Source organism: Sphingobium sp. LMC3-1-1.1, from assembly GCF_040676285.1.
Lineage (GTDB): Bacteria > Pseudomonadota > Alphaproteobacteria > Sphingomonadales > Sphingomonadaceae > Sphingobium.
The window spans coordinates 145,834-171,499 of record NZ_JBEGHQ010000001.1; the positions used below are offsets into that span (position 1 = coordinate 145,834).

31 protein-coding genes and 1 pseudogene are annotated in these 25,666 nt (G+C 61.0%); 22 read left to right on the forward strand and 10 right to left on the reverse strand.

All coding sequences use genetic code 11. The annotated features are described in order from the left end of the window. Positions 1 to 50 precede the first annotated feature (50 nt). Together MRBLMC3_RS00770 and MRBLMC3_RS00775 are read right to left on the reverse strand one after the other, a co-directional pair. Positions 51 to 1,721 carry a terminase large subunit gene (locus tag MRBLMC3_RS00770; protein ID WP_363825121.1) on the reverse strand — a complete coding sequence of 557 codons (1,671 nt, stop codon included), beginning with the start codon at positions 1,719 to 1,721 and terminating at the stop codon, positions 51 to 53. A 3-nt stretch (positions 1,722 to 1,724) separates the two neighbouring features. Further along, positions 1,725 to 2,132 carry a hypothetical protein gene (locus MRBLMC3_RS00775; RefSeq protein ID WP_363825124.1) on the reverse strand — a complete coding sequence of 136 codons (408 nt, stop codon included), beginning with the start codon at positions 2,130 to 2,132 and terminating at the stop codon, positions 1,725 to 1,727. A 48-nt stretch (positions 2,133 to 2,180) separates the two neighbouring features. On the opposite strand from MRBLMC3_RS00775, the gene MRBLMC3_RS00780 reads away from it, so the two are divergent. Continuing rightward, entirely contained in the window at positions 2,181 to 3,308 is a 1,128-nt protein-coding gene (locus tag MRBLMC3_RS00780; protein WP_363826570.1) for an FRG domain-containing protein, read from the forward strand. Between the two features lie 375 nt (positions 3,309 to 3,683). On the opposite strand, the gene MRBLMC3_RS00785 is transcribed toward MRBLMC3_RS00780, so the two are convergent. Then, complete coding sequence (locus MRBLMC3_RS00785; protein WP_363825127.1) at positions 3,684 to 3,977, reverse strand: HNH endonuclease; 294 nt, start codon at positions 3,975 to 3,977, stop codon at positions 3,684 to 3,686. Positions 3,978 to 4,048: 71 nt separating this feature from the next. Between MRBLMC3_RS00785 and MRBLMC3_RS00790 the strand changes: the two genes are divergently transcribed. From MRBLMC3_RS00790 to MRBLMC3_RS00805, 4 genes are all read left to right on the forward strand, one after another. After that, on the forward strand, positions 4,049 to 4,879 hold the full coding sequence (locus MRBLMC3_RS00790; RefSeq protein ID WP_363825130.1) for a hypothetical protein: 831 nt from the start codon (positions 4,049 to 4,051) through the stop codon (positions 4,877 to 4,879). Between the two features lie 9 nt (positions 4,880 to 4,888). Then, positions 4,889 to 5,050 carry a hypothetical protein gene (locus MRBLMC3_RS00795; protein ID WP_363825133.1) on the forward strand — a complete coding sequence of 54 codons (162 nt, stop codon included), beginning with the start codon at positions 4,889 to 4,891 and terminating at the stop codon, positions 5,048 to 5,050. A 123-nt stretch (positions 5,051 to 5,173) separates the two neighbouring features. Beyond that, on the forward strand, positions 5,174 to 5,596 hold the full coding sequence (locus MRBLMC3_RS00800; protein ID WP_363825136.1) for a hypothetical protein: 423 nt from the start codon (positions 5,174 to 5,176) through the stop codon (positions 5,594 to 5,596). 31 nt (positions 5,597 to 5,627) lie between these two features. Further along, the gene (locus tag MRBLMC3_RS00805) at positions 5,628 to 6,254 is read left to right on the forward strand and encodes a hypothetical protein (RefSeq protein WP_363825139.1); all 627 of its coding nucleotides are present in this window, start codon (positions 5,628 to 5,630) and stop codon (positions 6,252 to 6,254) included. 87 nt (positions 6,255 to 6,341) lie between these two features. On the opposite strand, the gene MRBLMC3_RS00810 is transcribed toward MRBLMC3_RS00805, so the two are convergent. Then, on the reverse strand, positions 6,342 to 6,698 hold the full coding sequence (locus MRBLMC3_RS00810) for a DUF2958 domain-containing protein (protein WP_363825142.1): 357 nt from the start codon (positions 6,696 to 6,698) through the stop codon (positions 6,342 to 6,344). A gap of 172 nt (positions 6,699 to 6,870) precedes the next feature. On the opposite strand from MRBLMC3_RS00810, the gene MRBLMC3_RS00815 reads away from it, so the two are divergent. After that, positions 6,871 to 7,071 carry a hypothetical protein gene (locus MRBLMC3_RS00815; RefSeq protein WP_363825145.1) on the forward strand — a complete coding sequence of 67 codons (201 nt, stop codon included), beginning with the start codon at positions 6,871 to 6,873 and terminating at the stop codon, positions 7,069 to 7,071. A 276-nt stretch (positions 7,072 to 7,347) separates the two neighbouring features. Here the strand turns inward: MRBLMC3_RS00815 and MRBLMC3_RS00820 are convergent, their stop codons facing one another. Continuing rightward, positions 7,348 to 8,934: a recombinase family protein gene (locus MRBLMC3_RS00820; RefSeq protein ID WP_363825148.1), complete on the reverse strand. Its 1,587-nt coding sequence runs from the start codon at positions 8,932 to 8,934 to the stop codon at positions 7,348 to 7,350. 58 nt (positions 8,935 to 8,992) lie between these two features. On the opposite strand from MRBLMC3_RS00820, the pseudogene MRBLMC3_RS00825 reads away from it, so the two are divergent. The 4 genes and pseudogenes from MRBLMC3_RS00825 to gp17 form a co-directional block, all read left to right on the forward strand. Then, positions 8,993 to 9,208: pseudogene (locus MRBLMC3_RS00825) on the forward strand (phage major capsid protein); the annotation flags it as partial. Between the two features lie 135 nt (positions 9,209 to 9,343). Further along, on the forward strand, positions 9,344 to 9,829 hold the full coding sequence (locus MRBLMC3_RS00830) for a head-tail connector protein (protein WP_363825151.1): 486 nt from the start codon (positions 9,344 to 9,346) through the stop codon (positions 9,827 to 9,829). Next, positions 9,826 to 10,029, forward strand: coding sequence for a hypothetical protein (locus MRBLMC3_RS00835; RefSeq protein ID WP_363825154.1), 204 nt, complete (start codon positions 9,826 to 9,828; stop codon positions 10,027 to 10,029). The genes MRBLMC3_RS00830 and MRBLMC3_RS00835 overlap by 4 nt, the downstream gene beginning before the upstream one ends. Beyond that, positions 10,026 to 10,421 (forward strand): tail completion protein gp17, encoded by a 396-nt coding sequence (gene gp17, locus MRBLMC3_RS00840; RefSeq protein ID WP_363825156.1) that lies wholly within the window; start codon positions 10,026 to 10,028, stop codon positions 10,419 to 10,421. Before MRBLMC3_RS00835 ends, gp17 begins: the two co-directional genes overlap by 4 nt. Positions 10,422 to 10,504: 83 nt before the next feature. On the opposite strand, the gene MRBLMC3_RS00845 is transcribed toward gp17, so the two are convergent. After that, positions 10,505 to 10,834 (reverse strand): hypothetical protein, encoded by a 330-nt coding sequence (locus MRBLMC3_RS00845; protein WP_363735285.1) that lies wholly within the window; start codon positions 10,832 to 10,834, stop codon positions 10,505 to 10,507. Between the two features lie 57 nt (positions 10,835 to 10,891). Here MRBLMC3_RS00845 and MRBLMC3_RS00850 point away from each other — a divergent pair, with 57 nt between their 5' ends. The 10 genes from MRBLMC3_RS00850 (at position 10,892) to MRBLMC3_RS00895 (ending at position 20,030) form a co-directional block, all read left to right on the forward strand. Then, positions 10,892 to 11,299: a phage tail tube protein gene (locus MRBLMC3_RS00850; protein ID WP_133651687.1), complete on the forward strand. Its 408-nt coding sequence runs from the start codon at positions 10,892 to 10,894 to the stop codon at positions 11,297 to 11,299. After that, positions 11,296 to 11,607 carry a gene transfer agent family protein gene (locus MRBLMC3_RS00855; protein WP_363735283.1) on the forward strand — a complete coding sequence of 104 codons (312 nt, stop codon included), beginning with the start codon at positions 11,296 to 11,298 and terminating at the stop codon, positions 11,605 to 11,607. Before MRBLMC3_RS00850 ends, MRBLMC3_RS00855 begins: the two co-directional genes overlap by 4 nt. Beyond that, positions 11,604 to 11,858 (forward strand): phage tail assembly chaperone, encoded by a 255-nt coding sequence (locus MRBLMC3_RS00860; RefSeq protein ID WP_363825159.1) that lies wholly within the window; start codon positions 11,604 to 11,606, stop codon positions 11,856 to 11,858. The genes MRBLMC3_RS00855 and MRBLMC3_RS00860 overlap by 4 nt, the downstream gene beginning before the upstream one ends. Before the next feature lie 79 nt (positions 11,859 to 11,937). After that, positions 11,938 to 12,501, forward strand: a complete 564-nt coding sequence (locus MRBLMC3_RS00865) for a tail tape measure protein (RefSeq protein WP_363825162.1) — start codon at positions 11,938 to 11,940, stop codon at positions 12,499 to 12,501. Further along, positions 12,498 to 14,825 (forward strand): DUF2460 domain-containing protein, encoded by a 2,328-nt coding sequence (locus tag MRBLMC3_RS00870; protein WP_363825165.1) that lies wholly within the window; start codon positions 12,498 to 12,500, stop codon positions 14,823 to 14,825. The genes MRBLMC3_RS00865 and MRBLMC3_RS00870 overlap by 4 nt, the downstream gene beginning before the upstream one ends. Next, entirely contained in the window at positions 14,822 to 15,640 is an 819-nt protein-coding gene (locus MRBLMC3_RS00875; protein WP_363825168.1) for a DUF2163 domain-containing protein, read from the forward strand. Before MRBLMC3_RS00870 ends, MRBLMC3_RS00875 begins: the two co-directional genes overlap by 4 nt. Positions 15,641 to 15,648: 8 nt before the next feature. Then, positions 15,649 to 16,008 carry a peptidoglycan endopeptidase gene (locus MRBLMC3_RS00880; protein ID WP_363826572.1) on the forward strand — a complete coding sequence of 120 codons (360 nt, stop codon included), beginning with the start codon at positions 15,649 to 15,651 and terminating at the stop codon, positions 16,006 to 16,008. Between the two features lie 12 nt (positions 16,009 to 16,020). Continuing rightward, positions 16,021 to 18,219: a phage tail protein gene (locus MRBLMC3_RS00885; RefSeq protein WP_363825171.1), complete on the forward strand. Its 2,199-nt coding sequence runs from the start codon at positions 16,021 to 16,023 to the stop codon at positions 18,217 to 18,219. A gap of 34 nt (positions 18,220 to 18,253) precedes the next feature. Continuing rightward, on the forward strand, positions 18,254 to 18,757 hold the full coding sequence (locus tag MRBLMC3_RS00890; RefSeq protein WP_363825174.1) for a DUF2793 domain-containing protein: 504 nt from the start codon (positions 18,254 to 18,256) through the stop codon (positions 18,755 to 18,757). A 190-nt stretch (positions 18,758 to 18,947) separates the two neighbouring features. Continuing rightward, entirely contained in the window at positions 18,948 to 20,030 is a 1,083-nt protein-coding gene (locus tag MRBLMC3_RS00895) for an OmpA family protein (RefSeq protein WP_363825177.1), read from the forward strand. A gap of 85 nt (positions 20,031 to 20,115) precedes the next feature. On the opposite strand, the gene MRBLMC3_RS00900 is transcribed toward MRBLMC3_RS00895, so the two are convergent. Next, complete coding sequence (locus MRBLMC3_RS00900) at positions 20,116 to 20,280, reverse strand: hypothetical protein (RefSeq protein ID WP_363825180.1); 165 nt, start codon at positions 20,278 to 20,280, stop codon at positions 20,116 to 20,118. Between the two features lie 63 nt (positions 20,281 to 20,343). On the opposite strand from MRBLMC3_RS00900, the gene MRBLMC3_RS00905 reads away from it, so the two are divergent. After that, entirely contained in the window at positions 20,344 to 20,901 is a 558-nt protein-coding gene (locus MRBLMC3_RS00905) for a superoxide dismutase family protein (RefSeq protein WP_363825183.1), read from the forward strand. Positions 20,902 to 20,940: 39 nt separating this feature from the next. Here MRBLMC3_RS00905 and thpR read toward each other — a convergent pair whose 3' ends face one another. Then, entirely contained in the window at positions 20,941 to 21,486 is a 546-nt protein-coding gene (gene thpR, locus MRBLMC3_RS00910) for an RNA 2',3'-cyclic phosphodiesterase (RefSeq protein WP_363825186.1), read from the reverse strand. Positions 21,487 to 21,606: 120 nt separating this feature from the next. On the opposite strand from thpR, the gene MRBLMC3_RS00915 reads away from it, so the two are divergent. Continuing rightward, positions 21,607 to 22,344, forward strand: a complete 738-nt coding sequence (locus MRBLMC3_RS00915; protein WP_363825189.1) for a Bax inhibitor-1/YccA family protein — start codon at positions 21,607 to 21,609, stop codon at positions 22,342 to 22,344. A 56-nt stretch (positions 22,345 to 22,400) separates the two neighbouring features. On the opposite strand, the gene MRBLMC3_RS00920 is transcribed toward MRBLMC3_RS00915, so the two are convergent. Then, complete coding sequence (locus MRBLMC3_RS00920; RefSeq protein WP_363825192.1) at positions 22,401 to 23,030, reverse strand: glutathione S-transferase family protein; 630 nt, start codon at positions 23,028 to 23,030, stop codon at positions 22,401 to 22,403. 236 nt (positions 23,031 to 23,266) lie between these two features. Next, complete coding sequence (gene clpA / locus MRBLMC3_RS00925; protein WP_133651698.1) at positions 23,267 to 25,585, reverse strand: ATP-dependent Clp protease ATP-binding subunit ClpA; 2,319 nt, start codon at positions 25,583 to 25,585, stop codon at positions 23,267 to 23,269. Positions 25,586 to 25,666 lie beyond the last annotated feature (81 nt).

Consider the following 25,666-nt stretch of genomic DNA (forward strand, 5'->3'; position numbering starts at 1 on the left):
GTTTGATAGTCCTCGTTTTGGATATTTATCCGTCGGAGGACATCGGCACTTTAGACCCAGTCGATAGTTGGTGCGACCAGTTCTGCTTCATTCATCTTCATGCCGTAAGCCATCAACGCAGCAACAATGCCGTCTATCTTCAAGTGGTGCTGCTTGTCTGGCTTGTTAGGGAACAAGTGATTTGCGGAGTTCGCCTTAATGCTGACGTTCCCGGCCATCCAGTTCATGCAGGGATTGTCGGAATGACGGAGTTTGTTATCCGCAACTAACGCCTCAAACTCTAACATGACCGGATTGTAGTTACCTACGTTCTGCGCGAACTTACGAACGTCGATGTTTGGATACTGGTCTTGAATCTCTTGTGCGAGTTGATGCCCTTGCCATGGGTCATAAGCCACGCCCTTGATGTGGAATTGCCCTACTAGCTTTGCGAACTGCTCTTTGATTGAAGAGAAGTCGGTCGCATTGCCGGGTGTCAGCAAGATATGGCCGCTGCTCGACCAGCTACGATAAGCATCTGCGTTCTTGCTGCCCTGAACTGCACCCTCAGGCAGGAAGAAGAAGGGGAAGAAATGAGGCAAATTACCGTCCATGACGCACAGGACGAGCGCGGAAAGGTCAGTCTGTGTGGAAACGTCGATACCTACGAACGCAGGCTTGCCGGTTAAATCGGCCAGCGACTTGTCAGAACGGCATGCCGACCATGCGCGTATGTCCAGCCAACCGCTTGTGCTGTTTTCCCAGACATTGAGATGCTTGGTGAGCAGCGCGGCCTTCTTGGATGGCTGATTTAGCGCGTCCGCAAACTGGTCCTGAAGGTACCGTTCGCTTAGGGCTACGCCGAAATTCGGATTGGCCTTTTTCCAAACCTCAAAGTCCGTCCAGTCGTCGTCCTTGTCGATGGTGAAGATCGCGGCGAACAGGTTTGGCTTTCTGACATTGCCTGCCAGGACGTTTTCGGCATCGACCTGTAGCTGGCGACATGGGCCGGCCACGTTGAAGCCAGCTGTCGTGATCGTGAGAAGCAAGGGCTGCGTTCGCGCGCCCATGCCGGTCTTCATCGTGTCGTATTGTTCGCTGCTATCGTTCTCATGGGCTTCGTCCAAGATCGCGCAGTGAGGGTTGGAACCGTCGCCGGGCTTGCCGATCATCGACCGGACAAAGGAGCCATCACCGGGGCTGAATATCGACTTGGCAAGAACCTCAATGCCGGTTGCTTCGATGAGGTCAGGGGAGCGCAACGCCATTTGACGAGCTGGCTGGAAACAGGCGTCTGCTTGATCCATGCTATTCGCGCCGATCCAGACTTCCGCGCCCGCTTCTCCGTCGAGGAAGGCCATATAAAGGCCGATGCCAGCAGCAAAAGTTGACTTGCCGTTCTTACGTGGGATGAGCAGGAAGCCTTCTGTGACCTTGCGAAGCCCGGTTTCAGGATCGAGAAAGCCGAATATCCCGGCGAGTATCCATACCTGCCACGGCTCTAGCTTGATCGTCTCGCGCTTGCTGGCCCATGTGCCTTTGCTATGCGGCAGTAGCTGGATGAATTTGCAGACACGCTCGACAGCCTTCGGCTTGAACTCCCATTCGTCACCGTCAATGTCGTCTAGGAAAAGTTGGCAGGACTGCCGGATTTGCTCACAGGCAACGATACTGCCAGCGACTACGCCCTCAGCATAGTCAACCGCTATGGTTGTGAACGGACCTTCGCCTTGGAGCCACATCGGTTAGTCACCGAATAGCTTGGCGAACTCGTTCTTGTTAACGGGTTCGGCGACCTTGCCGCGCTGCGCCCTCGATGGAGCGCCGCCGATGCCTAAAAGTTCTCGCTGCTTCCTGAGTTCGACAAGCTGATTGCCCTTTGGCATTTCACCAGCTTTGAAAGTTGCGCGGACAATCGCGGCGAGGCAGCAATAATCTGCGAACAGTGAGCTATCTAGATTGCTGGTGCCGCTCTGCGTGACGCGATCCAGTTCCTCAAACCAGACAGCCTTTGCCTCATCGCTGAGGTAGTCTGGCATCTCTGGCGGTGCAGAATTTGCGGGGATGATGATGTTAGGATCGTCGCGGCACGGACGATAGGAACCGACTGCCTTTTTCTCTTCAATGGATTTCTTCTTGGGTCCACGCTGCATTCAGGTATTTAGCGAAGAGCAAACGCTTACAGGTGAGACGGGGTGCAGATGCAGGGGCAATGGATCGGCAATATCGACGGCGAGTATAAGGGCACGCTGCGGGTGGAGTTGGAAAAGAGAGGGGATCGTATATCCGGCAATGCCTATCTATTTTACGACCAGTCACACCAACTGCCAGGCTTCCGATTTCCGCTGAGCTTTAATGCGGTTGCGCCTTTTGTAACTGAAACGCAAACCATCTACTTGTTTACGGATGGTGGCGTCATGTCTCAGGAGGATCGTAATCGGATTGAAGCTGTTCTTGTACGGCGGTTTGATAAGCTACCTATACCTGCAAAGCTGAACGTCGAGTTTGTAAATGAGGGAGCGGATCTGATCGTTAAGTGGTGGTCCGATGAGTATGAACCGGAAACCCTTACCCTTACTCATTCCGATATTAAAGCAACTTCGGACTTAGTTGCACGACCTGATTTGACAACGTGGGATCAATTTCGACAGTGGGCAGTTAGCCAGCGGCCAAGGAACTATATTTTTCGTGGGCAATCACAGCCTCACAAGCTTGCGACCACATTTCATCGTACATGGCGCAAAGACCTCAACACTTGGATCGTTGACGATGTGAGAATGTTGTTCGGCGTGACCATAGAACGCCTGTCGTTCCCTCTTCAATTGGGCAACATGGAACACAATGCAGCGTTCTGGAATATCTTACAACATCATGGTTATCCGACACCGCTTCTTGATTGGACGCTGTCTCCCTTTGTCGCTGCCTACTTTGCCTTCTGCAACATCAAGCCAAACGATACCCGCGCACCGCGCATCTATATCTTTGATGCGAGCGCATGGAACGAGAAATACGGCAAGCTGGCATTCTTCGCTGACGTAGCGCCGCCACAGTTAATTGTTTTGGAAAGTATGCCAGCGGGAAATCCAAGAGCCGTGCCACAGCAGTCGGTTTCCACGGTATCGAACATAGCGGACATCGAAGCCTTCATCCGGCACAAGGAACAAGAGGATGATCGAACCTACCTGACCATTTGCGATCTTGCTGCTGATGAGGCTCCTAAGATCATGCGGGAGCTAGAGCTTATGGGCATTACATATGGCTCAGTGTTTCCGGGACTGGACGGCGTTTGTCGTGACATGAAGGATCGCCTGTTCACGGAGCAGGTCTGATCACCAAACTGTTTAATCTGCACAGGCAGAAAGAGTGTTGGGGGGTTGTTGCTATAGAGGCCCCTCAGCAGAAAAAGACACGCCCCCTTGAGCCTGCACCCATTCTACCCTCGGCCTTGTTGCAAACTGGCACCCACACTGTTCCGCATTGTCAACCAGATTTCGCAGTCAGTGATAGACGCGATGTGCAGCACGACGCTAAGTAGTGGACCTAGTTGTGCATAAGGAAGGGGTTCACAATGACTAAGTTCCAACGTATCTGTCTTGCTTTGTTTCTCATTGTCGCGCTTGGTCCGCAAGCCGTTCTCAACATCATGTCCATTCAACAGCTTTGGCATCAGAGTGGTTTGGTTTATGAAAGTGAACTGCTCGGCATTAGATTCTAAAGCGCATTCTATTCTCTTCTGCTGTCTTGGCTGAGTGGCATGGGCCGCATAGGCTCTGCGTATTCTCATATACATCTTGGCCGCCATCCGCCCTTGGCTTGATGTGGTCCACCTGCGTTGCTGGTGTAATGTTACCGTGTTCGAGACAGGTGCGGCATAGCGGTTCATCTGTTAGCCGCCTGGCTCTCAGCTTACGCCAGTTGTGGTCATAGACATACTGATCGCCTCTTATGGGCTTAAAGCCCTTGCTACCGTGGCTGAAGTTACGTGGCGTGGTGGGCATAATGGACTGGCGTTCGCTTAGCGCTCCTTATAGACGGCTACTATATAGTTATACGTCTAGGCCGGACTGCGATGCCCATCAAAATAGCTGATACGAATTTCCTTCGCGATGATAGAGCGCTGGCTTATCTCTCTACTTCACGGTCCAATCGCATCGGTCTCACCGATACAGTGCTTGTGGAGATGCACAAAAAGCGGCCGGACGTGACGGTTCCGAACTCCTTGGTTCATTTGTCTAGGTTCCCTAAGCAGGTCATCGTCATCAAGCAGTTTCCTCAGCTGTACCATTTTCCAATCAGATCGACGGCAGATGTCCGGCGCATGATAGATGGTAAGCAGACCGGAGCATTTCCGCGCTTCGTGGCTGAAATACTAAATCACGAGGATCGCGAGGTTGTCGAGCTGGCGCTAAAAAGTGGTCATCACGACGCTCAACTTCGTATGAAAGAGCTAGAACAAGAGACCAAGCTACTACCTGAAGTCTTTAAGCAAATTAACAGTCGATTTAGGTCGAGTGAGTTAGAGCAGTTGCGCCTCCGTGTTCCCTATGGCAGTGACACCCAACGAAAGTTGATTGACTTAGTTTTTGATATGTCGCGAGGCATGTTCAAGTCTGTTCGCATTGATCCTGCATACTATCCACGGGTCAACGCAGAAGTATTCCACTTTCTAGTATTTCGTTACGCTCTTTGTGTCGTGCTGCTCTACACAAGATGGGTTCATCATGGGCAGCAAATGGAGACTAAGATCAGCAAGCTGATCAACGATGTCAATGACGCACATATTGCTTCTATCGCGACATACTTTGGAGGTGTGTTAAGCGATGATGCAAAGTTGTGTGATATACACAGGGAAGCGCGATACCTTCTTCGGGTGGCGCCGTTCAAAGTTTTTGTAGGATAATGGAGTTAGATGACCGACGTTGTAGATTTTCAGAAGGCGATTAGAGACTGGGAGCAGTTCTGCGCGAACGACCCCGATGAATACGTTGAGAAGAATAGTACTGAACACCGTGCCGAGGTGGAACGGCAGAGGGCTAAGATGCGGGAGCACCCACTTTACGGCATTTTCTAAAATAGAGGCGTCTTAACTCTTTCTGATTGTCAACGCCAAAGAGTGGAAGACTTCTTGTTCAGGCGATGTCGTTAGTCCGTGACAGCAGAGCAATACCGCACTGCTTAGATCGGAGTTAAACAAATGACTGCATTCAACCCTTCGATGATTAAGCCAGCGAGCAAGTCCACCGAATTTGCGGCGGCGGTCGAGACCGAGCGCAGCGCGAAGACCATACTGCTCGAAGGCATCGCCAAGCAGATCAAGCTGTTTGATAACCCCAAGGAAGATGGTCGGCGTTGGTTCACGATGGGGCAGAAGGAAGTATGCCTTACGCTCCGGGTGAACAACAAGCCCATCAAGCTCGTCGGTGATGAGACGAAGGTGGTTGTGCCGGTTGAGCAGTTTGGCGCAGCGATGGACCACTTCAAAGCTGAGGTCGAGAAGGGCAGCTTTGGGACGCAGTTGGAAGAAGCCGATAAGGGCATGAATGTTCGGAGGGAGAAGCTGCGTACTACTCGCGCCGCCAACAAGGCCGCTCAGCCAGAAGCAGCTAAGACCAAGTAAGCTGCACAACCTACTAATCCAAGGGGGCCGCTTGTCGGTCACCTTTTTTATTGAACTGTTAATCCATGTGCGGCATGTGGGCTGCATGAAGAAGGAGGCGCAAGTGAACTATCTCGACCTTATCGACAACAGCTTGGAAGCGGATTTCAATAAGCCCGTCTATGATCCGGCCAAGGGTCGCAATCGGGCGATTGGCGTTATCGACAAAGCAGCTAAGCAACATGGGGAAGGGAAGACGCCTGCCATTCGTGCATGGAAGCTCGGCAATAACAACGCTATCAGCTTCACGCTAGCGCTGGACGGCCAAGCCATAAGCATCAACAAGCGGGAAACAAACTTTATCCCTGCTGAGCGTTTTCAGGACTTCCTCAAGAGTCTTAAAGCCGAGGTTGCAGCCGGTAAGCTGGACAAGGAAATTGAGGCTGTGCTGAGCAGTTCCGCAAAGAGCGGTAATGCTGCTAAGCCATCGTCGGGGAAGGCGAAAGACAAGTTCCCCGTTGAGCAGTGTTCCTATTATAGCACGCTCGACAATGGTGCGCGGAAGTCTGTCGGCAGCTTGTGGAACAAGGGTAAAAATCCCGATCACTCGTTGCGCGCAGAGGTCGGGGATAAGCCGAATGCGCCTTATGCTGGCTCGGCCAAGCCCAAGAAAAAGTGAGACGGAAAAGCCCTCTGCTTTAAGCGGAGGGCTTCCCATTGATCGAATTAAGGAGCGGAGGGGATCAAACCTCCACTCATATTTATATCAGGCGACTATCCGACCCTTTTGTCTGGCTTCGTCTGCATATTGTCCTAGCGTCTTTCCCGGCCGAAAGAACAAGTCCTGTTCCACATACAGACCGCCGATCCTGACGCTGAATATCTCTGGCAGGCTGATATAGCCCATTTCCGGCGCTGCAAAGCCTAGATCGGCCAGCCCGAACGCTAACCCATCGTCGTTACATTCCGTGATAAGCCATGTCATTGCACCGGCTGGCGCAAACAGCTTCACGACCGGCTTGTAATCTTGTTCGTTGCGCGTTCCCTTGAGCGGCTGCTGTTCTTCCCAATTTATGATTAGCTGCTGTAGATCAGTGGGGCGGATATGCGTTGTCCAGTCCATGTGCCATTCTCCTTTTCTAGCGGCACAAGAGCATCAAGAGCCTTCTGGATATAAGAGCAAGAAAAGAGTGGTCCTTTTTGTGGCCTTTTTCTGGTTCGGTAGGCAAGAAACTGGATGACTTCTAGATCAGGCGATGTCTTTTAGTTCTGGCACAACGCAAGGAGTGCAGAACATGGCAACGCAGATCGAGAAGTTGGACATTCGGGCTTACCGGGTAACTGGTAAGGCGACGTATATTGTTCGCCCTATGAAATCTGGTCGGTATCGCTGGGGCATGTTCTACGAGGGCGACGATGCTGATGACAGCTTGGTTGTCATGGAGCGAGACACGGAAAAGCAGATCGTCGCCGAAGCTGTAATGGCTGCGCTGTAAGGGAGAGGCGATATGGTCCGGACACTCGACCTTAGCGCGCTTGCAGACTTCCTCATTGAAGAAGTTGATTGTTCAGCCGACTATGAAGAAGACTGCTTTGGGCTGACATTTCGCGGGGTTCGGTTCTACGTAGAGCGTCATCGTTCGCACTTCCGTTTGGAACAGGGACAGAGGGTTTACGAACTGCCCCGCTGATCCCCTGAGAAGCCCATACAACGCGAAAGCGTCCCGACTTGTAGTTGGGGCGCTCTCTTTCTGTCTGGCGTTTGTAGGTGCTTAAATCGCTTGCCCCCCTATGCAGTTGCCTTCGCGGTCGAAGTGCCAAATAGCAATATCAGCATAAACGTAGAACGTGCCGTCAGGTAGGATGGTCACTTCCTCAATGACCCGCTTGAGTGCTGCGTTGGTTTTCGTCCTGGCATAAAGTCGAATGTCGGGGTCATCGCTGGTTAGCTCGTCCCGCAAGTTTCTGATGAATTCAGCATCATCGAACACCGAAGGTGAGGCCGAGACGATCAGCAGATGCTCGTTTGCGTTCCTGAGTTGCGATTGCAGGTGTTCAATCTCGTTTTCCAATGCAGCAACCCGGCTAACAATGGCTTTGGCTCCACCGTCTGCAAGGGCCTCAACAAGGTTATTCATCTGTAGGGTCTTGGCTGCAATGTCGCGCTCGATGGTTGCGACGTGATCACGAGCTTGCTGCTGCTCCGCGCTGTCCTGCTCATCATCGATGGTGAGGGAGAGGACGGTATCGAGGACGGCCTTTTCGACCACGCGATAATATAGCCTTTGGGCGTTATCGCATCCGTGCTTGCGACGGTATGCGTCGCATATCAGTGATTCGTGGTTGCCGGTGGTGACGCCATAAAAGCGAACCTCGCCGCCTTTCGTTACATAGCGGTGCTTGGAGTTTCCCTTGTTCTCGTAGCCTGCGACCTTCCCACATGCGCCGCAGCGAACCAAGCCTGATAGCAGGTTGTTCTTCCGCTTGCTGTCCCGACCGGCCAGCTTGGGTTTGCCGATCATCACCGATTGAGCGCGGTTATATTTTTCAAGCGTCACCGCTGCCGGATAGAAGTTTGTGGAAATCGTATCCGTGCCGTTTTTCTGGAACTCGCCTAAAACGGTGCGTCCGTTGATGAGCCGATGGACATAGGAGAACTGCCAGCCACCTTTCGGGTTTTTATATTCCTTGGTGTGCCAGACCGGCTCGTTGCGGTCGTTCAATCTTTGGACGATGGCCATGTAACCCAGCCCATCGATATACCAGTCGAATATGTCGTTGATGACCTTCGCCCGTTCCTCGTTTAGAACGTGCTTGCCGTCTTCAATTTCGATCCACGCTGGCTTGCCGCCGAAGGTGCCTTTGCCTTCCTGAATCTCCTTGTATTTCTTTTTCCAGTTATCCCGGCTGCGCTGGCTCTTCTTCTTGCTTTCCTCATACGCCATCTGCGCCTTGATGATGACGCTGAACAGTTCCATCAGGTCGCCGCTGCCATCGGCTTTGTAGATAAAGCCGTCATGCCATGTGGCTACGTCCACGCCTTGCTCGTTCAGCGCCCACACAAGCTGGGCTGCTGCCTTGGCGCCTTGTCGGGATAGCCGGTCTATGTTTTCGACACAGAGGACCTTGCCGCTGTGCTGGCCGGAACGGGCTTCAATTTCGAAGGTATGCAGCGCGGTCCCTTCGGCTCGGTTGCTGCCGCTGAACGCGCTTTTACCCTCGTCCTTAATTTCGGCTTCTACGCGCCAGCCATTGTGCTCGACATATTCTCGGCCATTCTTCATCTGGCGTTCGAGCGAGTAACCCTTGCTTTGCTCCAGCGAGCTAAAACGAGCGTATATTATGGCGTTTTTTGTCATGTTCCCCTGCTGTTAGGCTGCATCCGTTAAATTGCTCTCTACAATCTCGGCATTGAGGGAGGCGGAGGACATGCCGGATATCGCGGCCGGTTCGCTGTCGATCGCGTTCGGCAATTTCCAGGCGGGCTATGTGATTTCCGAACGCAGCGAGACGAGCATCCTGCGTGATCCGTTCAGCAACAAGCCGTTCGTGCATTTCTATGCGGTGAAGCGGATCGGCGGCGCCGTGGCCAATTCGGAAGCGATCAAGCTGATGAAGTTTTCTGCGTCCTGATCATCCCTCATCCGACTTCGCCTGACCGTTCGGAGCCGGTCGAAGGAGGGTAAGGCTTCATGTCCTTCTTCCGCCAGGGGAGAGGGGCAGACTGGGGGCGTCCTGCGGGGCGTCCCCTTTTTCTTTGGAGGGGCGATGCTGGGGGATCTCAAGGCCTGGTTGCGGATCGGGTCGAACGATGAGGATGAGGTGCTGGAGCGGCTGCTGGCGGGGGCTTGCGGGCTTTGCGAGCAGTTTATCGGGCAGTGGCTGGTGGTGCGCGAGGCGGCGGAGACGATCGCGGCCGACGGGAGTTGGCAGAGGCTGCTGGAGCGGCCGGTGGTGGCGATCGAGGGGGCGGAGGCGGCGGGCGTGGCTTTGGCGCCGGAGGCCTATGCCTTCGACATTGATGCGTCGGGCGATGGATGGGTGCGGGCGCGGCTGGTCGATGGGCCGGGCAAGGTCACGATACGCTATCGGGCGGGACTGGCGGCCGATGAGGCGGCGCTGCCCGAAGCGATCCGCCAGGGGATCGTCCGGCTGGCGGCGGAGCATTTCGCGGCGCGCGGCGGCGATGTGGCGACGCCGCCCGCCGTGGTGAGCGCGCTGTGGCGGCCATGGCGACGGATGCGGCTGGCATGAAGGCGGGGCTGAGGGCGCTGGTCGAAGTGCGGCTGGAGGCGCGGCGTCAGGGGATTGCCGCCGCCCTCGCGGCCTCCGGGATCGAGGCGCGGGTCGAGGGCGAGGCCGTGCGCCTGTCCGGGCGCGGGCTGAAGGATCGGTGGATGGGCGACCTGGCGCTGCGGGAAGCGGGCCGGCATTGGGGAGGGGGACGGCGATGAGCGCGGAAGTGGCGGTGCGTGCGGCCGTGGTGGCGGCCCTGCGCGGGGATGCAGTGCTGATGGCGGGGTTGAACGGGCTGTTCGACGGCGCGCCGGCGCGGGCGAGCGCGCCCTATGGCGTTGTGGGGGACTGCATCGCGCTGGATTGGGGCGCGAAGGATGTGGAGGGACGGGAACTGACGATGACGGTCAGCCTGTTCGATGCGGGGGAGGCGCCGTCGCGGCTGGGCGGCCTGCTGGGGCGGGTCGACGCGGTGATGCGGGCAGTGGGGCCGGTGGAGGGCTGGCAGGTCATCGCCGCGCGGCTGCTGCGCTCTCGCATGGGGCGGACGGCCGGGCGGGACGGGTGGCAGGCCCTGGTGGATTATCGGGTGCGGGTGGTGCGGCTGTAGCCGATAGGCCCGCCAGCGTTGCGGGGGAGGACCGGGCGGGCGACGGGTCCCCGCTTTCGCGGGGACGACGGTGAAGCGCGGGCTTAGACGCCCGGCTTCGAATAGTCTTCATATTCTCCGACGATCTTGTCCCGATATTCGCTGATCTGGTCGTCGGCGTCCGATTGGGCGTCCTTTTCCGACATGCCGCTGGATTTGTCGTCGGCGACAATGGCGGTGCGGAAGGCGGTTTCCTTGGCGCCGCATTCGCTCTTCAGCGTGGCCTGGAAATCGGCAAGCGACAGCTTCTTGTCGATGGCGGGCTGGATCTGTTTCGACAGGCACTGGGAATAGTCCTTGCGGCCGGTGCCGACATCGACGCCGCCCTGCGGAGCGGCGGCCAGCAACAGCATCAGGGGGGCAGTGACGAACATAGGGGCCTCTCTCCAAATCCCGAATCTTGCACGGTTTATCTTAGAGGAGAATGCGCCATGGGCGTGGAAAAAGGAAGCGCGTTTCTGTTGAAAATAGGGGATGGGGGCGCGCCTGCGGCCTATGCGACCGTGGCGGGGATGCGGACCACGCAACTGTCCGTCAATGGCGAGGCGGTGAATGTCACGCACAAGGAATCGGGCGGCTGGCGCGAGCTGCTGTCCGGCGCGGGCGTGCGATCCGTCAGCGTGTCGGCGGCGGGCATATTCACAGGATCCGCGGCGGAGGTGCGGCTGCGCAACCATGCGCTGGCCGGGACAATCGAGGATTATGAGCTGAGCTTCGAAAGCGGCGAGAAGATGCGCGGGCGCTTCCTGGTGACGCGGCTCGATTATGCCGGGGATTATAATGGGGAGCGCAACTATGCGCTGGGCCTGGAGAGTTCCGGGCCGGTGGTGTCGCTGTGAGCGCGCCCAATGGCGCAAGGGGCGAGGCCGCGCTGGAACTGGGCGGGGAGCGCCTGGTCCTGCGGCCCAGCTTCGCGGCCCTGGTGGCGGCCGAGGAGGAATTGGGACCGCTGTTCGCGCTGGTGGAGCGGGCCGCCGATGGGAAGCTGTCGCTCGCCGAGATGGCGGGGCTGTTCTGGCATTGTCTGGTGGAGCCGCCGGCGGGGCTGACGCGCGATGCGCTGGGCGAGGCGATCGTGGCGGTCGGGCTGGCGAAGCTGACGCCTGTCCTGCGGGGAATATTGGCACAGATTTTGGGGGGACGATGAGCTTTTTCAAAATGGCGGCGCGACTGGCAGGTGTCGCGGGGTGGTTGCTGGGCTGGCGGCCGGACGAGTTCTGGCGGGCGACGCCGGCCGAGCTGGAGAGCGTGTTGCGCGCGGCGCGCGGAGATGAGGAGGAGGCGCGCGGCGGGATGGACCGGGCGGAGCTGGAAAGGCTGCGGGCCGCGATGCCGGACGAAGGCATGTCGGGCGCCGGGAGCATAGCGCCGGAAAGGGGGAGCCGACCTTCCGCTTGAAACGAGGGGAAGCTCGGCCGGGCTGAGCTCCCGCCTGCGCAGGAGCGCATTGCGGTTCAGGATGAATTTGGGGGGTGGGATGGACGAGGAAATCGACAATCTGGTCGTGCGGGTGCGGGCGGATACGCAGGGTTTTGCGCGGGATGTGGAGGCCATGCGAGGGGCGCTGGAGGGGCCCTTGGCCACGGGCGCGGAGCGAGCCGGACGGCGGATCGAACAGGGCTTGCTGCGGGCCCTGCGCACCGGGGCGTTCGGGTTTCAGGAATTGAAGGCGGTCGCGCTGCGCATGCTGGATGATATTGCCGCCGGCGCCCTGCGGGCCGGGGTGAACAGCATTGGTGGCGACGGCGGGCTGATCGGGCTGGCCGCGTCGGCGCTGGGTCTGCCGGGGCGGGCGACCGGCGGGCCGGTGGCGCCGGGGCGGGCCTATGTCGTGGGGGAGCGGGGACCCGAGGTCTTCGTGCCGACGATGAGCGGGCAGGTCGTTGCCAATGGCGGGCCAAATGGCGGGCAGGGCGGCGGAAGCGTCCGGGACGTGCGGGTTTCCATTGCGGTTCAGGGGCAGGGTGCCGACAGCGCCCGATTGCTGGCGCGCAGCGCGCGGCAGGTGGCGCGCGCGGTGAGGGGAGCGATAAACGGATGAATGCCTTGGGCTATTGGCTGGCGGATGCGCGGCGGGGGCAGGAAACGCGGTTCATGAAGCGTTTTGCACCGACGCACTGGACCGTCAATTTTCCCCGGCCGATGATGGCCAGCGTGGTGACGACCGCGCCCGATGCGCTGCGGGTGGATGCGGTCTTCTACGGATCGGGCGATCTGGCCGGGCTGATCTGGGAAGCGGAGGACAGGTGGAGCCATGCTCTGCTCGCCTATGACACGGATCGGGATTTTCGCGACTGCGTGTTGTGCTTTCGCTGGCGCAGTGGGGGGCTGCGGCGGCTGGACCAGACGCATGGGCCGACGCTGACGATCGAGGGGAGGGATGCGGCGGGCCATGCGCGGGCCTGGTATGTGCGCTTGTGGAACTATGCGAGCGGCGGGCCGGAAGATGCTGTCGTCACGCTGGATTTTTCCGCGATCAGGAGCGGATTCCTGCCGAGTGAGGGGGAAGAGGTGTGGGCGGGCGATGTGGACAGGATGTTCCTCTCGCTCGCGGCGCCAACCTATGATGCGGGGAGCACGCCGTTCGCGGCCGGGGTCGAGGGATGGTGCGAGCTTTCGGACATGCGCTGCGAGGGCGCCGGATCGGTGCTGCGCGTGGGCGACGTGGTGCTGCCCGAACATGGGCTGTCGATGGCGACCGGCTATGACGACTGCTTCAACCAGACGCCGGAGCGGATCGTCGCATCGATCCATGCATTGGGTTATCGCGGGGACATCAACCATTATGTCGGGATGAGCCATTATTTCCGGCTCGAACCCCTGGGCGGCGGACTTTATATCAGCCTGGCCGGGGGCGTGCTGAATGCGCCCTGCGCGGCCTGGCATGCGGATTTCGCGCGGCAGGCGAAGGCATTCGGGCTGGGGATGATCTGGTCGCTCTCCTATGAGCTGTTCGACGCGCATTGCTGGAATGACTGGAAGCAGAGGGCGGAGGATGGCACGCCCGCACTGACGGGCTGGTCGCCGCCTTCGACGTTGCTCTCCCCGGCGCATGATGGCGCGATGAGCTATTTGCGGATGGTAGCCGGGGCCTTTGTTTCCATTGGCTTGGCGGCTGGTATTCCGATCGGCTTTCAGGTGGGTGAGCCCTGGTGGTGGGTGATGCCTGCGGATGGGCGCATCTGCCTGTATGACGATGCGGCGCGGACGGCCTTTGGCGGGGCATTGGTGTCGATCCCGGACGTGCGGGGCGCGCTGAGCGGCGGGCAGAAGGCGTTGCTTGACCGGGCGGGCGAAGTGCTGGCGGCCTCCACGGCGGCGCTCTGCGCCTGGGTGAAGGGAGTGGCGCCGGGGGCGGTGACGCATCTGCTGGCCTATCTGCCGACCGTGCTCGATCCGCTGGCGCCGGAAGCCAAGCGGGCGAACATGCCCTTGGGCTGGGCGTCCCCCGCCTTCGATGTGTTGCAACTGGAAGATTATGACTGGGTGACGCAGGGGCGCGAGCGGCTGACGGCGCGGGGTGTCGAACTGGCGGTGGAGCGGCTGGGCTATCCGGTCGAGGCGCAGCATTATCTTTCAGGCTTCGTGCTGCGCGGCGAGGACGTCGCGCAATGGCGCGAGATCGCGGCGGCGGCGGATGCGGCGGTGCGGCGCGGGACGGCGGCGACCTTCATCTGGGCGCTGCCGCAGGCGGCGCGGGATGGCTTTACCTGCTTCAGATTATCTGGGGAGAAAGAAATGCAAGCCTTTGATGATGTGTCTTTTCCTCTGGCGATCGGGCGGGAGGCGAGCGTGGCGCCCGCCTTTTCGACGCAGGTCGTGGAGAGCGTTTCGGGGCATGAGCGGCGCAGCAGCGACTGGGCCGATGCGCGATTGTCCTTCGATGCCGGGCCGGGCGTGCGGTCGGAGGCGGACATGGCGGCGCTGATCGCCTTCTTCCGGGCGCGGCGGGGGGCGGCGCGGGGGTTCCGCTTCACCGATCCCTATGACGATCGCAGTTGCGGCATGGGGGAAGCGCCGGGGCCGTTGGACCAGCGCCTTGGACTGGGCGACGGGGTGCGGACGGCGTTCCCGTTGCAGCGCTTCTACGGCGCCGGCGAAGAGGCGCAGGTGCGGCGGATCACGCGGCCGGTGGCGGGAACCATCAGGGTCGCGGTGAATGGCGCCGAGATGGTGGGCGGCTGGAGCCATGCCGGGTTGGGAATGATCGCCTTTGACGCTGCGCCTGCGGAGGGTGCGGTGCTGACCGCCGGTTTCCGCTTCGATGTGCCGGTGCGCTTTGCCGAGGACCGGCTGGACATCAATCGGGCGACCTTCGCGGCGGGCGAGGCGCCTTCGGTGCCGTTGGTGGAGATCAGGGAATGAGCGGAACGGAGGCTTTGGAGAAACCGCTGGCGACATTGGCCTTTTGCTGGCGGATCGAGCGGCGGGACGGGGTGACGATCGGATTGACGAGCCATGATCGCGATCTGGAGATCGGGCATATGCTCTATCGGGCGGCGCCGGGGATGACGCCGTCCGCCGTGCGGAGCGGGATTGGCTTCGATGGCGCGGACAGCGATGTCGAAGGCGCGCTGGTCGCGGATGCGATCAGCGAGGCGGATCTGGCGGCCGGGCGCTGGGACGGCGCCGGGCTGGAGTTGCGGCTGACCGAGTGGGAGAAGCCGGGCGATGTCTGGCTGCTGCTGGCGCGCGGCGAGATCGGCGCGGTGAAGCGCAAGGCGGGGGCCTTTACGGCGGAGTTGGTGGGCGCGATGGCGGCGCTGAAGGCCTCTGTCGCGCCGTCCACATCGCCCGATTGCCGGGCAATGCTGGGAGACAGGCAATGTCGCGTCGATCTGGCCGGGCGGCGGCGGGTGGTCATTGTCGGCGCGGTCGAGGATGCGGTGGCGAGCGTCGCCGGGCTGGAGCCGGGGGCCTATGCCTTCGGGACGTTGCGCTGGCTGACCGGAGCCAATGGCGGGATAGTGCAGGGGGTGATCGACAATGGCGCCGGCGATGTGAGCCTGGCCGATCCGCCGCCATTTGCGGTGGAGGCGGGGGCGCTGGCCTTGCTGACCGAGGGGTGCGACCGGCAGCTTGCGACGTGCATCGGCCGGTTCGGCAATGCGGTGAATTTTCGCGGGGAGCCTTATCTGCCGGGGACGGATTTGCTGACCCGCTATCCGGGAGCCGCATGAGCGGCGCGGTGGCGGAGGCCAGGGCGCTGGTGGGCGTGCCGTTCCGGCTGCATGGGCGGTCGCCCGAGCGCGGGCTGGATTGCGTGGGGCTGGCGGCGCTGGTCCTGCGGCGGGCGGCGCCGGAGGGATATGGGCTGCGATCGGGGGATGAGGGCCGGGCGTCGGAATGGTTGCGGGCGGCGGGATTGCGGCGGGTCGAGGCGGCGCGCGAGGGCGATCTGGCGCTGGTGCGGCCGGGGCCCCTGCAACTGCATCTGATGATCGTGGTGCCGGGCGGGCATGTCCATGCCCATGCGGGCGTGGGGCGCGTGGTGGAGATGCCGGGGCCTTCACCCTGGCCGGTGATCGGTTACTGGCGGGCGGAATAGGAGTATCTATCTATGGCGACGATCGTGTTGACCGCCCTTGGCACGGCCATTGGCGGGCCGCTGGGCGGTGCCATTGGCGGGCTGATCGGCAATGCGTTCGACCATGCCGTGCTGTTCAAGCCCAAGGGCGTGGAGGGCCGGCGGCTGAACGAGATCCAGGTGCAGACGTCGACCTATGGATCGCAGGTGCCCAAGCTGTTCGGAATGCTGCGGGTGGCGGGAACGGTGATCTGGGCCACCGACCTCAAGGAGGCGCGGCACAGGAGCGGCGGGGGCAAGGGGCGGCCCAGCGTCACGAACTACAGCTATTCGGCCAGCTTTGCCGTGGCTCTGTCGGCGCGGTCGGTCCGGTCGGTGCGACGGATATGGGCGGACGGCAACCTGCTGCGCGGCGCGGCCGGGGACTTCAAGACGGAGCTGGGAGCTTTCCGGCTGCATGAGGGAGGAGAGGATCAGCCGGTCGACCCCCTGATCGCGGCGGTGCAGGGATTGGCGGCGACGCCGGGGCATCGGGGGATTGCCTATGCCGTGTTCGAGGATCTGGCGCTGGCGGATTATGGCAATCGCATCCCCTCCCTAACCTTCGAGGTGGAGGCGGACGAGGGTCCGGTCGCAATTGCCGATCTGGCGGCCGAACTGAGCGGGCGAATATTGACGGGCGAGGGGCTGGGTACGGTGGCCGGCATGGCGGCGAGTGGCGCGGACGTGGGCGACGCGCTGGCGCCGCTGGTGGAGGCGTTCGACCTGTCCCTGCTCGCAGAAGAGGCCGGACTGCGCCTGCGGACTGCACCGGCCGAGGGCGCCGCGCCAATCGGGTCCGACGATCTGTGCCGGTCGGTCAATGGACGGGCGCTGGACGGCTTCGAACATTCGGGCGGCGCGGCCGACAGCGTGCCGGCGACCCTGTCGGTCCGCTATCATGATCCGGCACGCGACTATCAGGCAGGCGTCCAGCGCATCGGCAGGCCGGGTCCGGGACGGCTGGAGCAGGGAATGGACCTGCCCATGGTGCTGTCCGGCGAGGAGGCGCGGTTGCTGGCGGCGCGGAAGCTGGGAGCGGCCTGGGCCGGCCGATCGACGATGACGCTGCGCTGCGGCTGGGACGCGCTGTGCCATGCGCCGGGCGACGTCGTTGCGGTGGAGGGCGTGGCGGGCCGTTGGCAGATCGAGGAGCGGGAGTGGGAAGGCATGGCAGTGCGTCTGGCGCTGCGACGCTTGCCGGGCGCGGCGGCGGCAATTCCAGCGGGCGCATCGTCGGGCGCGGTGGTGCGGCAGGCTGACAGGCCACATGGACCGACCAGGCTGATGCTGGCGGACCTGCCCATGATCAGGGAAGGGGCGGCGACGGCCCCCCTCCTCATGGCGGCGGCGAGTGGTGGAGAGGGTTGGCGCGGCGCGGCGCTGTTCCTGATGGGTGCGACCGGGGAGGCTTCGCCCGCCGGGCGGACGGCGGGTCGTGCCGTGATGGGGTGGACGGACAATGGCTTGCCCGCGGGCAGCGCGACGATGATCGACCAGGTCAACGCTCTCTTGGTGACCCTGTTGTCGGGGGACATGGAATTGAGTGGAGCGGACGAAGTGGCGCTGGGGATGGGCCGCAATCTGTGCCTGGTCGGGCAGGAGCTGGTCCAGTTCAGCCATGTGGTGCAGACCGGCGAGGCCAGCTTTCGGCTGGAAGGATTGCGGCGCGGCTTGTTCGGCACCGAATGGGCCATGGCATCGCATGAAGAGGGTGAGGCTTTCCTGTTGCTGGAGGAGGACCGGTTGGTCGACCTTGCCTCCCATGGCGCCGGGGCGGATATTGGCGGCAGCCTGCGCATGGCGGCGATCGGCGTGGGCGACAGCGAACCGGCCGAGGCGCTGTTGACGATAAGAGGCGAGGCGGTGATGCCGCCTTCTCCGGTGCATGTGACGGCGCGTGCCGACGGGGCCGGAGGCTGGATCATCGGCTGGACGAGGCGCAGCAGGAATGGATGGCGCTGGACGAATGGCGCCGACGTCCCGCTGGGCGAGGATCGCGAAAGCTATGAACTGCGGCTGTTTGCAGGGGCGATGGAAGTGCGCAGGATCATCACCGACCACTCGCCCTGGGCCTATGACGCCGCTGCGGTGACCGAGGATATGGCGCATCCCGGCGAGCTGGCCTGCGAGATCCGGCAGATCGGCACCTATGCGCCGGGCAGGGCGGCGCGGATCGTCCTGGCTGGCTGATCATGGCCTTCCGAAAGAAAAGGACAATTATATCATGACGATGGATTCGACATGCCGTTGGGCCTTGCCCCAACTTTTTGCCGGGCAGGCGCAGAAGGAGTTGTTTCACAACGAGGCCTTGGCCCGGATCGACATGCTGCTGCATGGGGCGGCGGAAAGCGCGGACCTGGACGAACCGCCTGTGGCGCCGACGGCGGGTGCCTGCTGGATCGTGGCGGTCGGCGCGGTCGGCGCCTGGGAAGGCCAGGACGGCGCCGTGGCTGGCTGGACCGAAGGGGGCTGGCGTTTTGCCGCTCCGCGGGCTGGCCTGTCCTTGTGGGTCGCGGATAGGGGGCACGTCATGCTGCATGACGGCGTGAACTGGCGGGATAGCGCTGTGCAGGCGGATGGGATCCATATTGGCGGTACAAAAGTGGTCGGCGCGGCCGGGGCGGCGATCGCCAGTCCCACAGGGGGCGCGACGGTCGATGCGGAGGCGCGCTCGGCGCTGATCGCAATATTGGGAGCGTTGCGGGAACATGGCCTGATCGCAACGTGAGCGGGTGGCGACTTTCAGTGTGTCTGCCTGATGCCGCAACTGCTGTTCGAGATGAGATTTGAGGGGTCGTCAAGCGAGCTAACTGCGTTATATTTGCAACAGTTTTGCCAATTGTGGACTTGCCATGAAACTTTCTAGCCGATACAGGGTTTAAGCAGTCCTTCGTGACACTTTTGAAAGGGGAATTCAGATGCGGAAGCTTGCCCTCGCGGCTGTGCTTGCGACAAGCGCCTTGGCCACCCCGGCCCTGGCGCGTGACAACAGCTGGTATATTGGTGCAGATGCCGGTGTTGTCCTCGTCGAAGATCAGGACATTACCTTCACCCCCGGTAATGGTGGTGCCGCCAGCAACACGGTTGCCGGCGTCGATTACCACAAGGGTTTTGATGTCGATGGCAACATCGGTTATGACTTCGGTGGTTTCCGTCTGGAAGCAGAAGCGGCGTACAAGCGCGCTCTGGTCGACCTCGACAAGAGCGGCTTCGGTGGTTCGGCTTCGGCTCTGTCGTTCATGCTGAACGGTTTGCTGGACTTCGGTCCCGATGATGGCCTTCAGGGCTTCGTCGGCGGCGGTGTCGGCGTTTCGCGCGGCAAGCTCGCCAACGATCTGGTCAATGATTCCGACACCGGCTTCGCCTGGCAGGCGATTGCTGGCGTTCGTTACCCGCTGACCAATCATGTCGACGTCTCGCTGAAGTATCGCTTCTTCAACCAGGACGATATCAAGCTGATCCCGGCCTACACCACCGTCGGTGGCCCCGCCGGTTCGTCGGTTGACACCAAGCTGCGCACCCACAGCGTGCTGCTGGGTCTGACCTATAACTTCGGTGGTGAACCGGCTGCTCCGCCGCCTCCGCCGCCGCCCCCGCCGCCGCCCCCCCCGCCCCCGCCCCCGCCGCCCCCGCCGCCGCCGGTTGCGGAGTGCAGCCCTGGACCGTACATCGTCTTCTTCGAATGGGACAAGTCGGACATCACGCCTGATGCCGCCACCATTCTGGACAATGCGGTTTCGGCCTACAGCAATTGCGGTAGCGCCCAGGTCATGCTGGCGGGCTATGCGGACCGTTCGGGTTCGGCCTCGTACAACGTCGGCCTGTCGCAGCGTCGCGCTGACTCGGTCAAGGCCTACATGGCTTCGAAGGGTATCCCTGACGGCGTGATGACCACCCAGGCGTTCGGTGAATCGAACCCCCGCGTGGAAACGGCCGACGGCGTTCGCGAACTGCAGAACCGTCGCGTGGAAATCACCTACGGTCCGGGTTCGGGTCAGTAAGATTTCCGTCCTTCGGGACTGAAGAAAAGAGGGGCCGGTCGCAAGACTGGCCCCTTTTTTATGCCTCCGGTACTGGCAAATCCTGTCAATTGTCGCGCGGCTCATGAAACGCGTTGCTGGAGCCGAGCGCGGCGGCAATGGCGGCGACGAGTTGCGCCGAGCGCCGGCTTTCCTGCCAGTGCAGAAACATCCGGTTCAGCAGTTCGAGATGACGCTTATCGGACGGAAAGACGGTGACATTTCGGATCACTCAGGCAACAAAAGACCGTTATGCTGCGTTCGCCTGGCAGCATCCTTCTTGGAGTTGTTCATCATGAAAATTGCCGCAATTCTTCTGGCATCCCCCTTGCTTGCCATCGCATCGGGCTGTGCTGCCGCATCGTCGGAAACGGCGACCGCCGGTGATGCCGCTGCGCCGGTGGCGCGTGCAAAGCTGCTGGCTGGCGATGGAACGTCACGGGGTGATGCGGTGGTGACGCAGGCCACCGATGGCTTGCATGTTCTGGTGCGCGCGCAAGGTCTGACGCCGGGCATGCATGCCGTGCATATCCATGGCACTGGCGTGTGCATGCCACCGGATTTCGCCAGCGCTGGCGGGCACTGGAACCCGACCGGGCACAAGCATGGCAAGGACAACCCGGCCGGAATGCATATGGGCGACATGCCGAACATGATCGCCGGCGCTGACGGTTCAGGGGAAATGGAATATGTCATCGCCGGCGCAACCATCCATGGAGGCGCCACGCCGCTGCTGGACGCGGATGGCGCGGCCATAGTGATCCATGCGCAGGCCGACGACAATAAAACCGACCCGGCTGGGAATGCGGGCGGCCGAGTTGCGTGCGGCATATTGTCGGGGGGCAATTCGTGAATGGCGCGATCGCGGCGTAGCCTGAGCTAGCATCTTCCCTCAGGGCTCGCCCGTTTCCGCCCGATAGCGTTCGATCAGATGATAGGTCGAACCGCTTTCGCTGAGGTGGCTCTCATAGAGGGCAAATTCGCTCACGGTGAATGGGGTGCTGGAAAGGCCGGCATGAAGCGCCATGAAGGCGTCCAAGGGGCCTGCCGTTCGCCCAAAGCGGGCGAGCGTGACATGGGGGAAATAGCTGCGATCGTCCGGGGAAAGACCGGCCGTGACGCAGGCGCGGTCGACCTTCCGGTGAAGTTGCGCCAGGGAATCGTGCGGCTTCACGCCTGCCCAGAGCGTGTGGACATGGCCCTTGTGCTCGAAGCAGCCTGCGCCGGACAAGGCGAGCTGGAAGGGGGAAAAGCGGATTTCGTCCAGCGCATCGGCCAGATCATTGGCCTGATGGCGATTGACCTCTCCCACGAAACGCAGGGTGATATGCAATTGGTCGTCATCCTGCCAGCGCGCTCCCCTGATTCCGCTCATCAGGGCGAGGAGTGCGGCACGGACGCCGGCGGGTGGGCGCAGGGCGACGAACAAGCGGTGCATCGCATTTCTATAGTAGCTTTTCGGGCATAAGTCAGATTGCGCTCGCGGCTTGAATTGGGAACGGGATGAGCCGATAATAGGGAAACCGGCCGCATGGATGCCGGTGAAGGAGAATATCTCATGGCCAATTGGTCCGATCCCCGTTCCGACATTGCGGGTTTTGGCGGCACGACCGTGGCGCGGGGGGAGGCGTATGACGCTGGCCTGCGCAGCTATATGCTGTCGGTTTACAATTATATGGCGAGCGGCGTGTTGTTGACCGGCGTTGTCGCCATGCTGTTCGCCTCCAGCGGGCTTGCCTATCAGATCCTGGCTGGGCCCGGCATCCTGAAGTATATCATCATGTTCGCGCCGTTGCTGTTCGTGATGACGATGAGCTTCGGCATCAATCGCCTGTCGACCTTCGCGATGCAGGCGATGTTCTGGGCCTATGCCGCGGTGATGGGCCTGTCGCTCTCCTACATCCTGCTCGTCTATACCGGAACGTCGGTTGCGCAGACTTTCTTCGCGACGGCGGCCGCCTTTGCTGGCCTCAGCCTCTGGGGCTATACGACCAAGCGCGATCTTTCGGGCTTCGGCACCTTCCTTATCATGGGTGTGGTCGGCCTGCTGGTCGCCAGCCTCATCAACCTGTTCCTGAAATCGAGCGCGATGAATCTGGTGATCAGCTTTATCGGCGTGCTCCTTTTCGCCGGGTTGACGGCTTACGACACGCAAAAGATCAAGAGCATCTATGCCTATGTCGCCGGGACGGACATGATGGGCAAGTCGGTGGTGATGGGGGCGTTGAACCTCTATCTCGACTTCATCAACATGTTCCTTTTCCTGCTTCGCTTCATGGGCAATCAGCGCAACTGAGGCAGGCCTGCCGAAAACATCATGGCCCGGTGGAGTGATCCGCCGGGCCTTTTTATTCAGGAGGGCTTCTGCATTTTCGCGATCAGCGCATTGTCGAGTTCCTTCTGCCGCTTGTAGGCCGGACGTTCGCGCAGGCGCCCGGCATAAGCCTCAAAGGCGGGGCGACTGGGTATCGAACCGAAGCTGAGGCCCCAATCGATCTGCGAGCCCACATAGACGTCTGCCGCAGTGAACCGATCGCCGCAAATCCATGTCTGTCCCGAGACGGCGCCTTCCAGGGTGTCGATCGCATGATCGAAGCTGCCATAGCCCGCCATCCGGTCCCGGCCTTCGGGGACGACAAAGCCCAGGGCCTTGTTGGTGACGGCTGCCTCCACGGGGCCGGCGGCGAAGAAAAGCCAGCGATAATAGTCGGCGCGACTGTCGGTGGAAGGCGCAAGGCCGGCGTCAGGAAAGGCATCGGCGAGATAGGCGCATATCGCCGCGCATTCGGTCACGACCTTCCCCGCGTGCACGACTGTCGGAACCTTGCCCATCGGGTTGATCGCCAGATAATCGGCGGATTTCATGCCGCTTTCGAAATCCAGAATGACCATGTCATAGGGTTGTCCCACTTCCTCCAGCATCCAGCGGGCGATCTGCCCACGCGACATCGGATTGGTGTACAGCGTGATTGCATTCGGCATTGTGACTCTCCTGCATTGGCGCGGGGATATTTGGTCCAGATTGACCATCATCCGCAAGTTCTGCCGCGGCAGGCCGAATGGGCGGGTGCGGCGAGATTGTCCGGACCGGATCGGCTTGGACGCCGTGCGGATCTTCCTGAATGCATCGTACGGAAGGGGGATCGGCTTTCCGTTCAAAAATGATGAGGGCGACCCTCATGGGCCGCCCTCATCATTTCATCGATGCTTTCGTTCGCTTATTTCGCCTGTTCCGCGGGCTTCGACTTGCCACCCCTCTTGCCCTTTTTGGGGGCGGCGGGGGTGATCTCGAACGCGAGGGCATCGTCCTTCATACGGACATGGACCTCGCCGCCATGCACCAGCTTGCCGAACAGCAGTTCCTCGGCCAGCGGCTGCTTGATCTTTTCCTGCATCAGGCGGCCCATCGGACGGGCGCCGTAGAGCTTGTCATAGCCCTTCTTGGTGAGCCATGCCTTGGCATCGTCGTCCAGCGTGATGTGGACGTCGCGATCCGCCAGTTGCAGTTCGAGTTGCAGCACGAACTTGTCGATGACCCGCGCCACGATTTCCGGCGGCAGATAGCCGAAGGGCACGATGGCATCGAGGCGGTTGCGGAATTCCGGGGTGAAGAGCTTCTTCACCGCGTCCTCCTGAACATCCTCGCGGGTCAGTTCGCCAAAGCCGATACTTTCCTTCGCCATGTCCGACGCACCGGCATTGGTGGTCATGATGAGGATGGTGTTGCGGAAATCCACCGTCTTGCCGTGATGGTCGGTCAGGCGGCCATTGTCCATCACCTGCAACAGGATGTTGAACAGGTCCGGATGTGCCTTTTCGATCTCGTCCAGCAGCAGGACGCTGTGCGGGTTCTGGTCGACCGCATCGGTCAGCAGGCCGCCCTGGTCATAGCCGACATAGCCCGGAGGCGCGCCGATCAGGCGGCTGACCGAGTGACGTTCCATATATTCCGACATGTCGAAGCGCTGGAGCGGAATGCCGAGCAGACTGGCGAGCTGCCGCGCGACCTCCGTCTTGCCGACGCCGGTGGGGCCGGAGAAGAGATAGTTGCCGATCGGCTTGTCGGGATCGCGCAGGCCCGCCCGCGACAGCTTGATCGCGGAGGACAGCACCTCGATCGCCCGGTTCTGACCGAAGACGACGCGCTTCAAATCCGTGTCGAGCGTTTCCAGGACCGACTTGTCGTCGGCGGACACGGTCTTGGGAGGGATGCGCGCCATGGTCGCGATGACCTGCTCGATCTCCTTGGGCGTGATCGTCTTCTTGCGCTTCGACGGCACCACCAGCATCTGCATCGCGCCGACTTCGTCGATCACGTCGATCGCCTTGTCCGGCAGCTTGCGGTCATTGATGTAGCGCGCCGACAGTTCCACCGCCGCCTTGATCGCATCGGGCGTGTACTTGACGTTGTGATGCTCCTCGAAGGCACTGCGCAGCCCGGCGAGAATCTTGATCGTGTCGTCGATGGTCGGTTCGTTGACGTCGATCTTCTGGAACCGGCGCAGCAGGGCGCGGTCCTTCTCGAAATGGTTGCGGAACTCCTTGTAGGTGGTCGATCCGATGCAGCGGATTGTGCCGCCGGACAGGGCGGGCTTCAGCAGGTTTGACGCGTCCATCGCGCCGCCGCTGGTTGCGCCCGCGCCGATGACGGTATGGATCTCATCGATGAAGAGGACCGCGTGCGGCATCTTCTCAAGTTCGGTGACGACCGCCTTCAACCGCTCCTCGAAATCGCCGCGATAGCGGGTGCCCGCCAGCAGCGCGCCCATGTCGAGCGAGTAGATGACCGCTTCCTTGAGCACGTCGGGAACCTCGCCCTCGACGATCTTGCGCGCCAGGCCCTCCGCGATGGCGGTTTTACCGACGCCCGGATCGCCCACATAGAGCGGGTTGTTCTTCGACCGGCGGCACAGGATCTGGATCGTCCGGTCGACTTCGGCGCTGCGGCCGATCAGCGGGTCAACCTTGCCCCGCGTCGCCTTCTCATTGAGGTTGACCGTGAACTGCTCCAAGGCACTATCCTTCTTGCCCTTGCTGTCCTGCGCCTTCTTTTCCTCTTCCTGAGCGCCCTTGGTTTCGCGCTGCTCAGGAGCGGCAGTACCCTTGCCCACGCCGTGGCTGATGTAGCTGACGGCATCCAGGCGGCTCATGTCCTGCTGCTGGAGGAAATAGACGGCATAGCTCTCCCGCTCGGAAAAAAGCGCGACGAGCACATTGGCTCCCGTGACTTCATCCTTGCCGGAAGACTGGACATGCAGGATCGCGCGCTGGACGACCCGCTGGAAGCCGCTGGTGGGGGAGGGGTCGCTTGCCCCTTCCACCTTCAGGCTGTCGAGTTCGGTGTCCAGATATTGCGTCACCGCATCGGACAATTCGCCAAGCTCCACGCCGCAGGCCTGCATCACCTTCGACGCATGTTCATCGTCGATCAGCGCGAGCAGCAGATGCTCCAGCGTCGCATATTCGTGACGACGCTCCGAAGCGTGGGTCAACGCATTATGCAGGGTGGTTTCAAGGGCGGGTGCGAAAGATGGCATGTCTTTTATACTCCTGGCCCCCAATGAGGGGCTGTCTTGCACCATATGTCGGCATTGCTCGACGGCGGATCAAGATGGGCA

Bases quoted from the DNA above. Each gene is read 5' to 3' on its own strand.
- MRBLMC3_RS00870 (WP_363825165.1), top strand. From the start codon at position 12,498: ATGAATGCCTTGGGCTATTGGCTGGCGGATGCGCGGCGGGGGCAGGAA.
- MRBLMC3_RS00905 (WP_363825183.1), top strand. From the start codon at position 20,344: ATGAAAATTGCCGCAATTCTTCTGGCATCCCCCTTGCTTGCCATCGCA.
- MRBLMC3_RS00920 (WP_363825192.1), bottom strand. From the start codon at position 23,030: ATGCCGAATGCAATCACGCTGTACACCAATCCGATGTCGCGTGGGCAG.
- MRBLMC3_RS00800 (WP_363825136.1), top strand. From the start codon at position 5,174: ATGACTGCATTCAACCCTTCGATGATTAAGCCAGCGAGCAAGTCCACC.
- MRBLMC3_RS00875 (WP_363825168.1), top strand. From the start codon at position 14,822: ATGAGCGGAACGGAGGCTTTGGAGAAACCGCTGGCGACATTGGCCTTT.
- MRBLMC3_RS00885 (WP_363825171.1), top strand. From the start codon at position 16,021: ATGGCGACGATCGTGTTGACCGCCCTTGGCACGGCCATTGGCGGGCCG.
- MRBLMC3_RS00780 (WP_363826570.1), top strand. From the start codon at position 2,181: ATGCAGGGGCAATGGATCGGCAATATCGACGGCGAGTATAAGGGCACG.
- MRBLMC3_RS00815 (WP_363825145.1), top strand. From the start codon at position 6,871: ATGGCAACGCAGATCGAGAAGTTGGACATTCGGGCTTACCGGGTAACT.
- MRBLMC3_RS00830 (WP_363825151.1), top strand. From the start codon at position 9,344: ATGCTGGGGGATCTCAAGGCCTGGTTGCGGATCGGGTCGAACGATGAG.
- MRBLMC3_RS00790 (WP_363825130.1), top strand. From the start codon at position 4,049: ATGCCCATCAAAATAGCTGATACGAATTTCCTTCGCGATGATAGAGCG.
- MRBLMC3_RS00785 (WP_363825127.1), bottom strand. From the start codon at position 3,977: ATGCCCACCACGCCACGTAACTTCAGCCACGGTAGCAAGGGCTTTAAG.
- MRBLMC3_RS00890 (WP_363825174.1), top strand. From the start codon at position 18,254: ATGACGATGGATTCGACATGCCGTTGGGCCTTGCCCCAACTTTTTGCC.
- MRBLMC3_RS00915 (WP_363825189.1), top strand. From the start codon at position 21,607: ATGGCCAATTGGTCCGATCCCCGTTCCGACATTGCGGGTTTTGGCGGC.
- MRBLMC3_RS00860 (WP_363825159.1), top strand. From the start codon at position 11,604: ATGAGCTTTTTCAAAATGGCGGCGCGACTGGCAGGTGTCGCGGGGTGG.
- MRBLMC3_RS00895 (WP_363825177.1), top strand. From the start codon at position 18,948: ATGCGGAAGCTTGCCCTCGCGGCTGTGCTTGCGACAAGCGCCTTGGCC.
- MRBLMC3_RS00795 (WP_363825133.1), top strand. From the start codon at position 4,889: ATGACCGACGTTGTAGATTTTCAGAAGGCGATTAGAGACTGGGAGCAG.
- gp17 (WP_363825156.1), top strand. From the start codon at position 10,026: ATGAGCGCGGAAGTGGCGGTGCGTGCGGCCGTGGTGGCGGCCCTGCGC.
- MRBLMC3_RS00820 (WP_363825148.1), bottom strand. From the start codon at position 8,934: ATGACAAAAAACGCCATAATATACGCTCGTTTTAGCTCGCTGGAGCAA.
- MRBLMC3_RS00770 (WP_363825121.1), bottom strand. From the start codon at position 1,721: ATGTGGCTCCAAGGCGAAGGTCCGTTCACAACCATAGCGGTTGACTAT.
- MRBLMC3_RS00835 (WP_363825154.1), top strand. From the start codon at position 9,826: ATGAAGGCGGGGCTGAGGGCGCTGGTCGAAGTGCGGCTGGAGGCGCGG.
- clpA (WP_133651698.1), bottom strand. From the start codon at position 25,585: ATGCCATCTTTCGCACCCGCCCTTGAAACCACCCTGCATAATGCGTTG.
- MRBLMC3_RS00865 (WP_363825162.1), top strand. From the start codon at position 11,938: ATGGACGAGGAAATCGACAATCTGGTCGTGCGGGTGCGGGCGGATACG.
- MRBLMC3_RS00810 (WP_363825142.1), bottom strand. From the start codon at position 6,698: ATGGACTGGACAACGCATATCCGCCCCACTGATCTACAGCAGCTAATC.
- MRBLMC3_RS00775 (WP_363825124.1), bottom strand. From the start codon at position 2,132: ATGCAGCGTGGACCCAAGAAGAAATCCATTGAAGAGAAAAAGGCAGTC.
- MRBLMC3_RS00850 (WP_133651687.1), top strand. From the start codon at position 10,892: ATGGGCGTGGAAAAAGGAAGCGCGTTTCTGTTGAAAATAGGGGATGGG.
- thpR (WP_363825186.1), bottom strand. From the start codon at position 21,486: ATGCACCGCTTGTTCGTCGCCCTGCGCCCACCCGCCGGCGTCCGTGCC.
- MRBLMC3_RS00845 (WP_363735285.1), bottom strand. From the start codon at position 10,834: ATGTTCGTCACTGCCCCCCTGATGCTGTTGCTGGCCGCCGCTCCGCAG.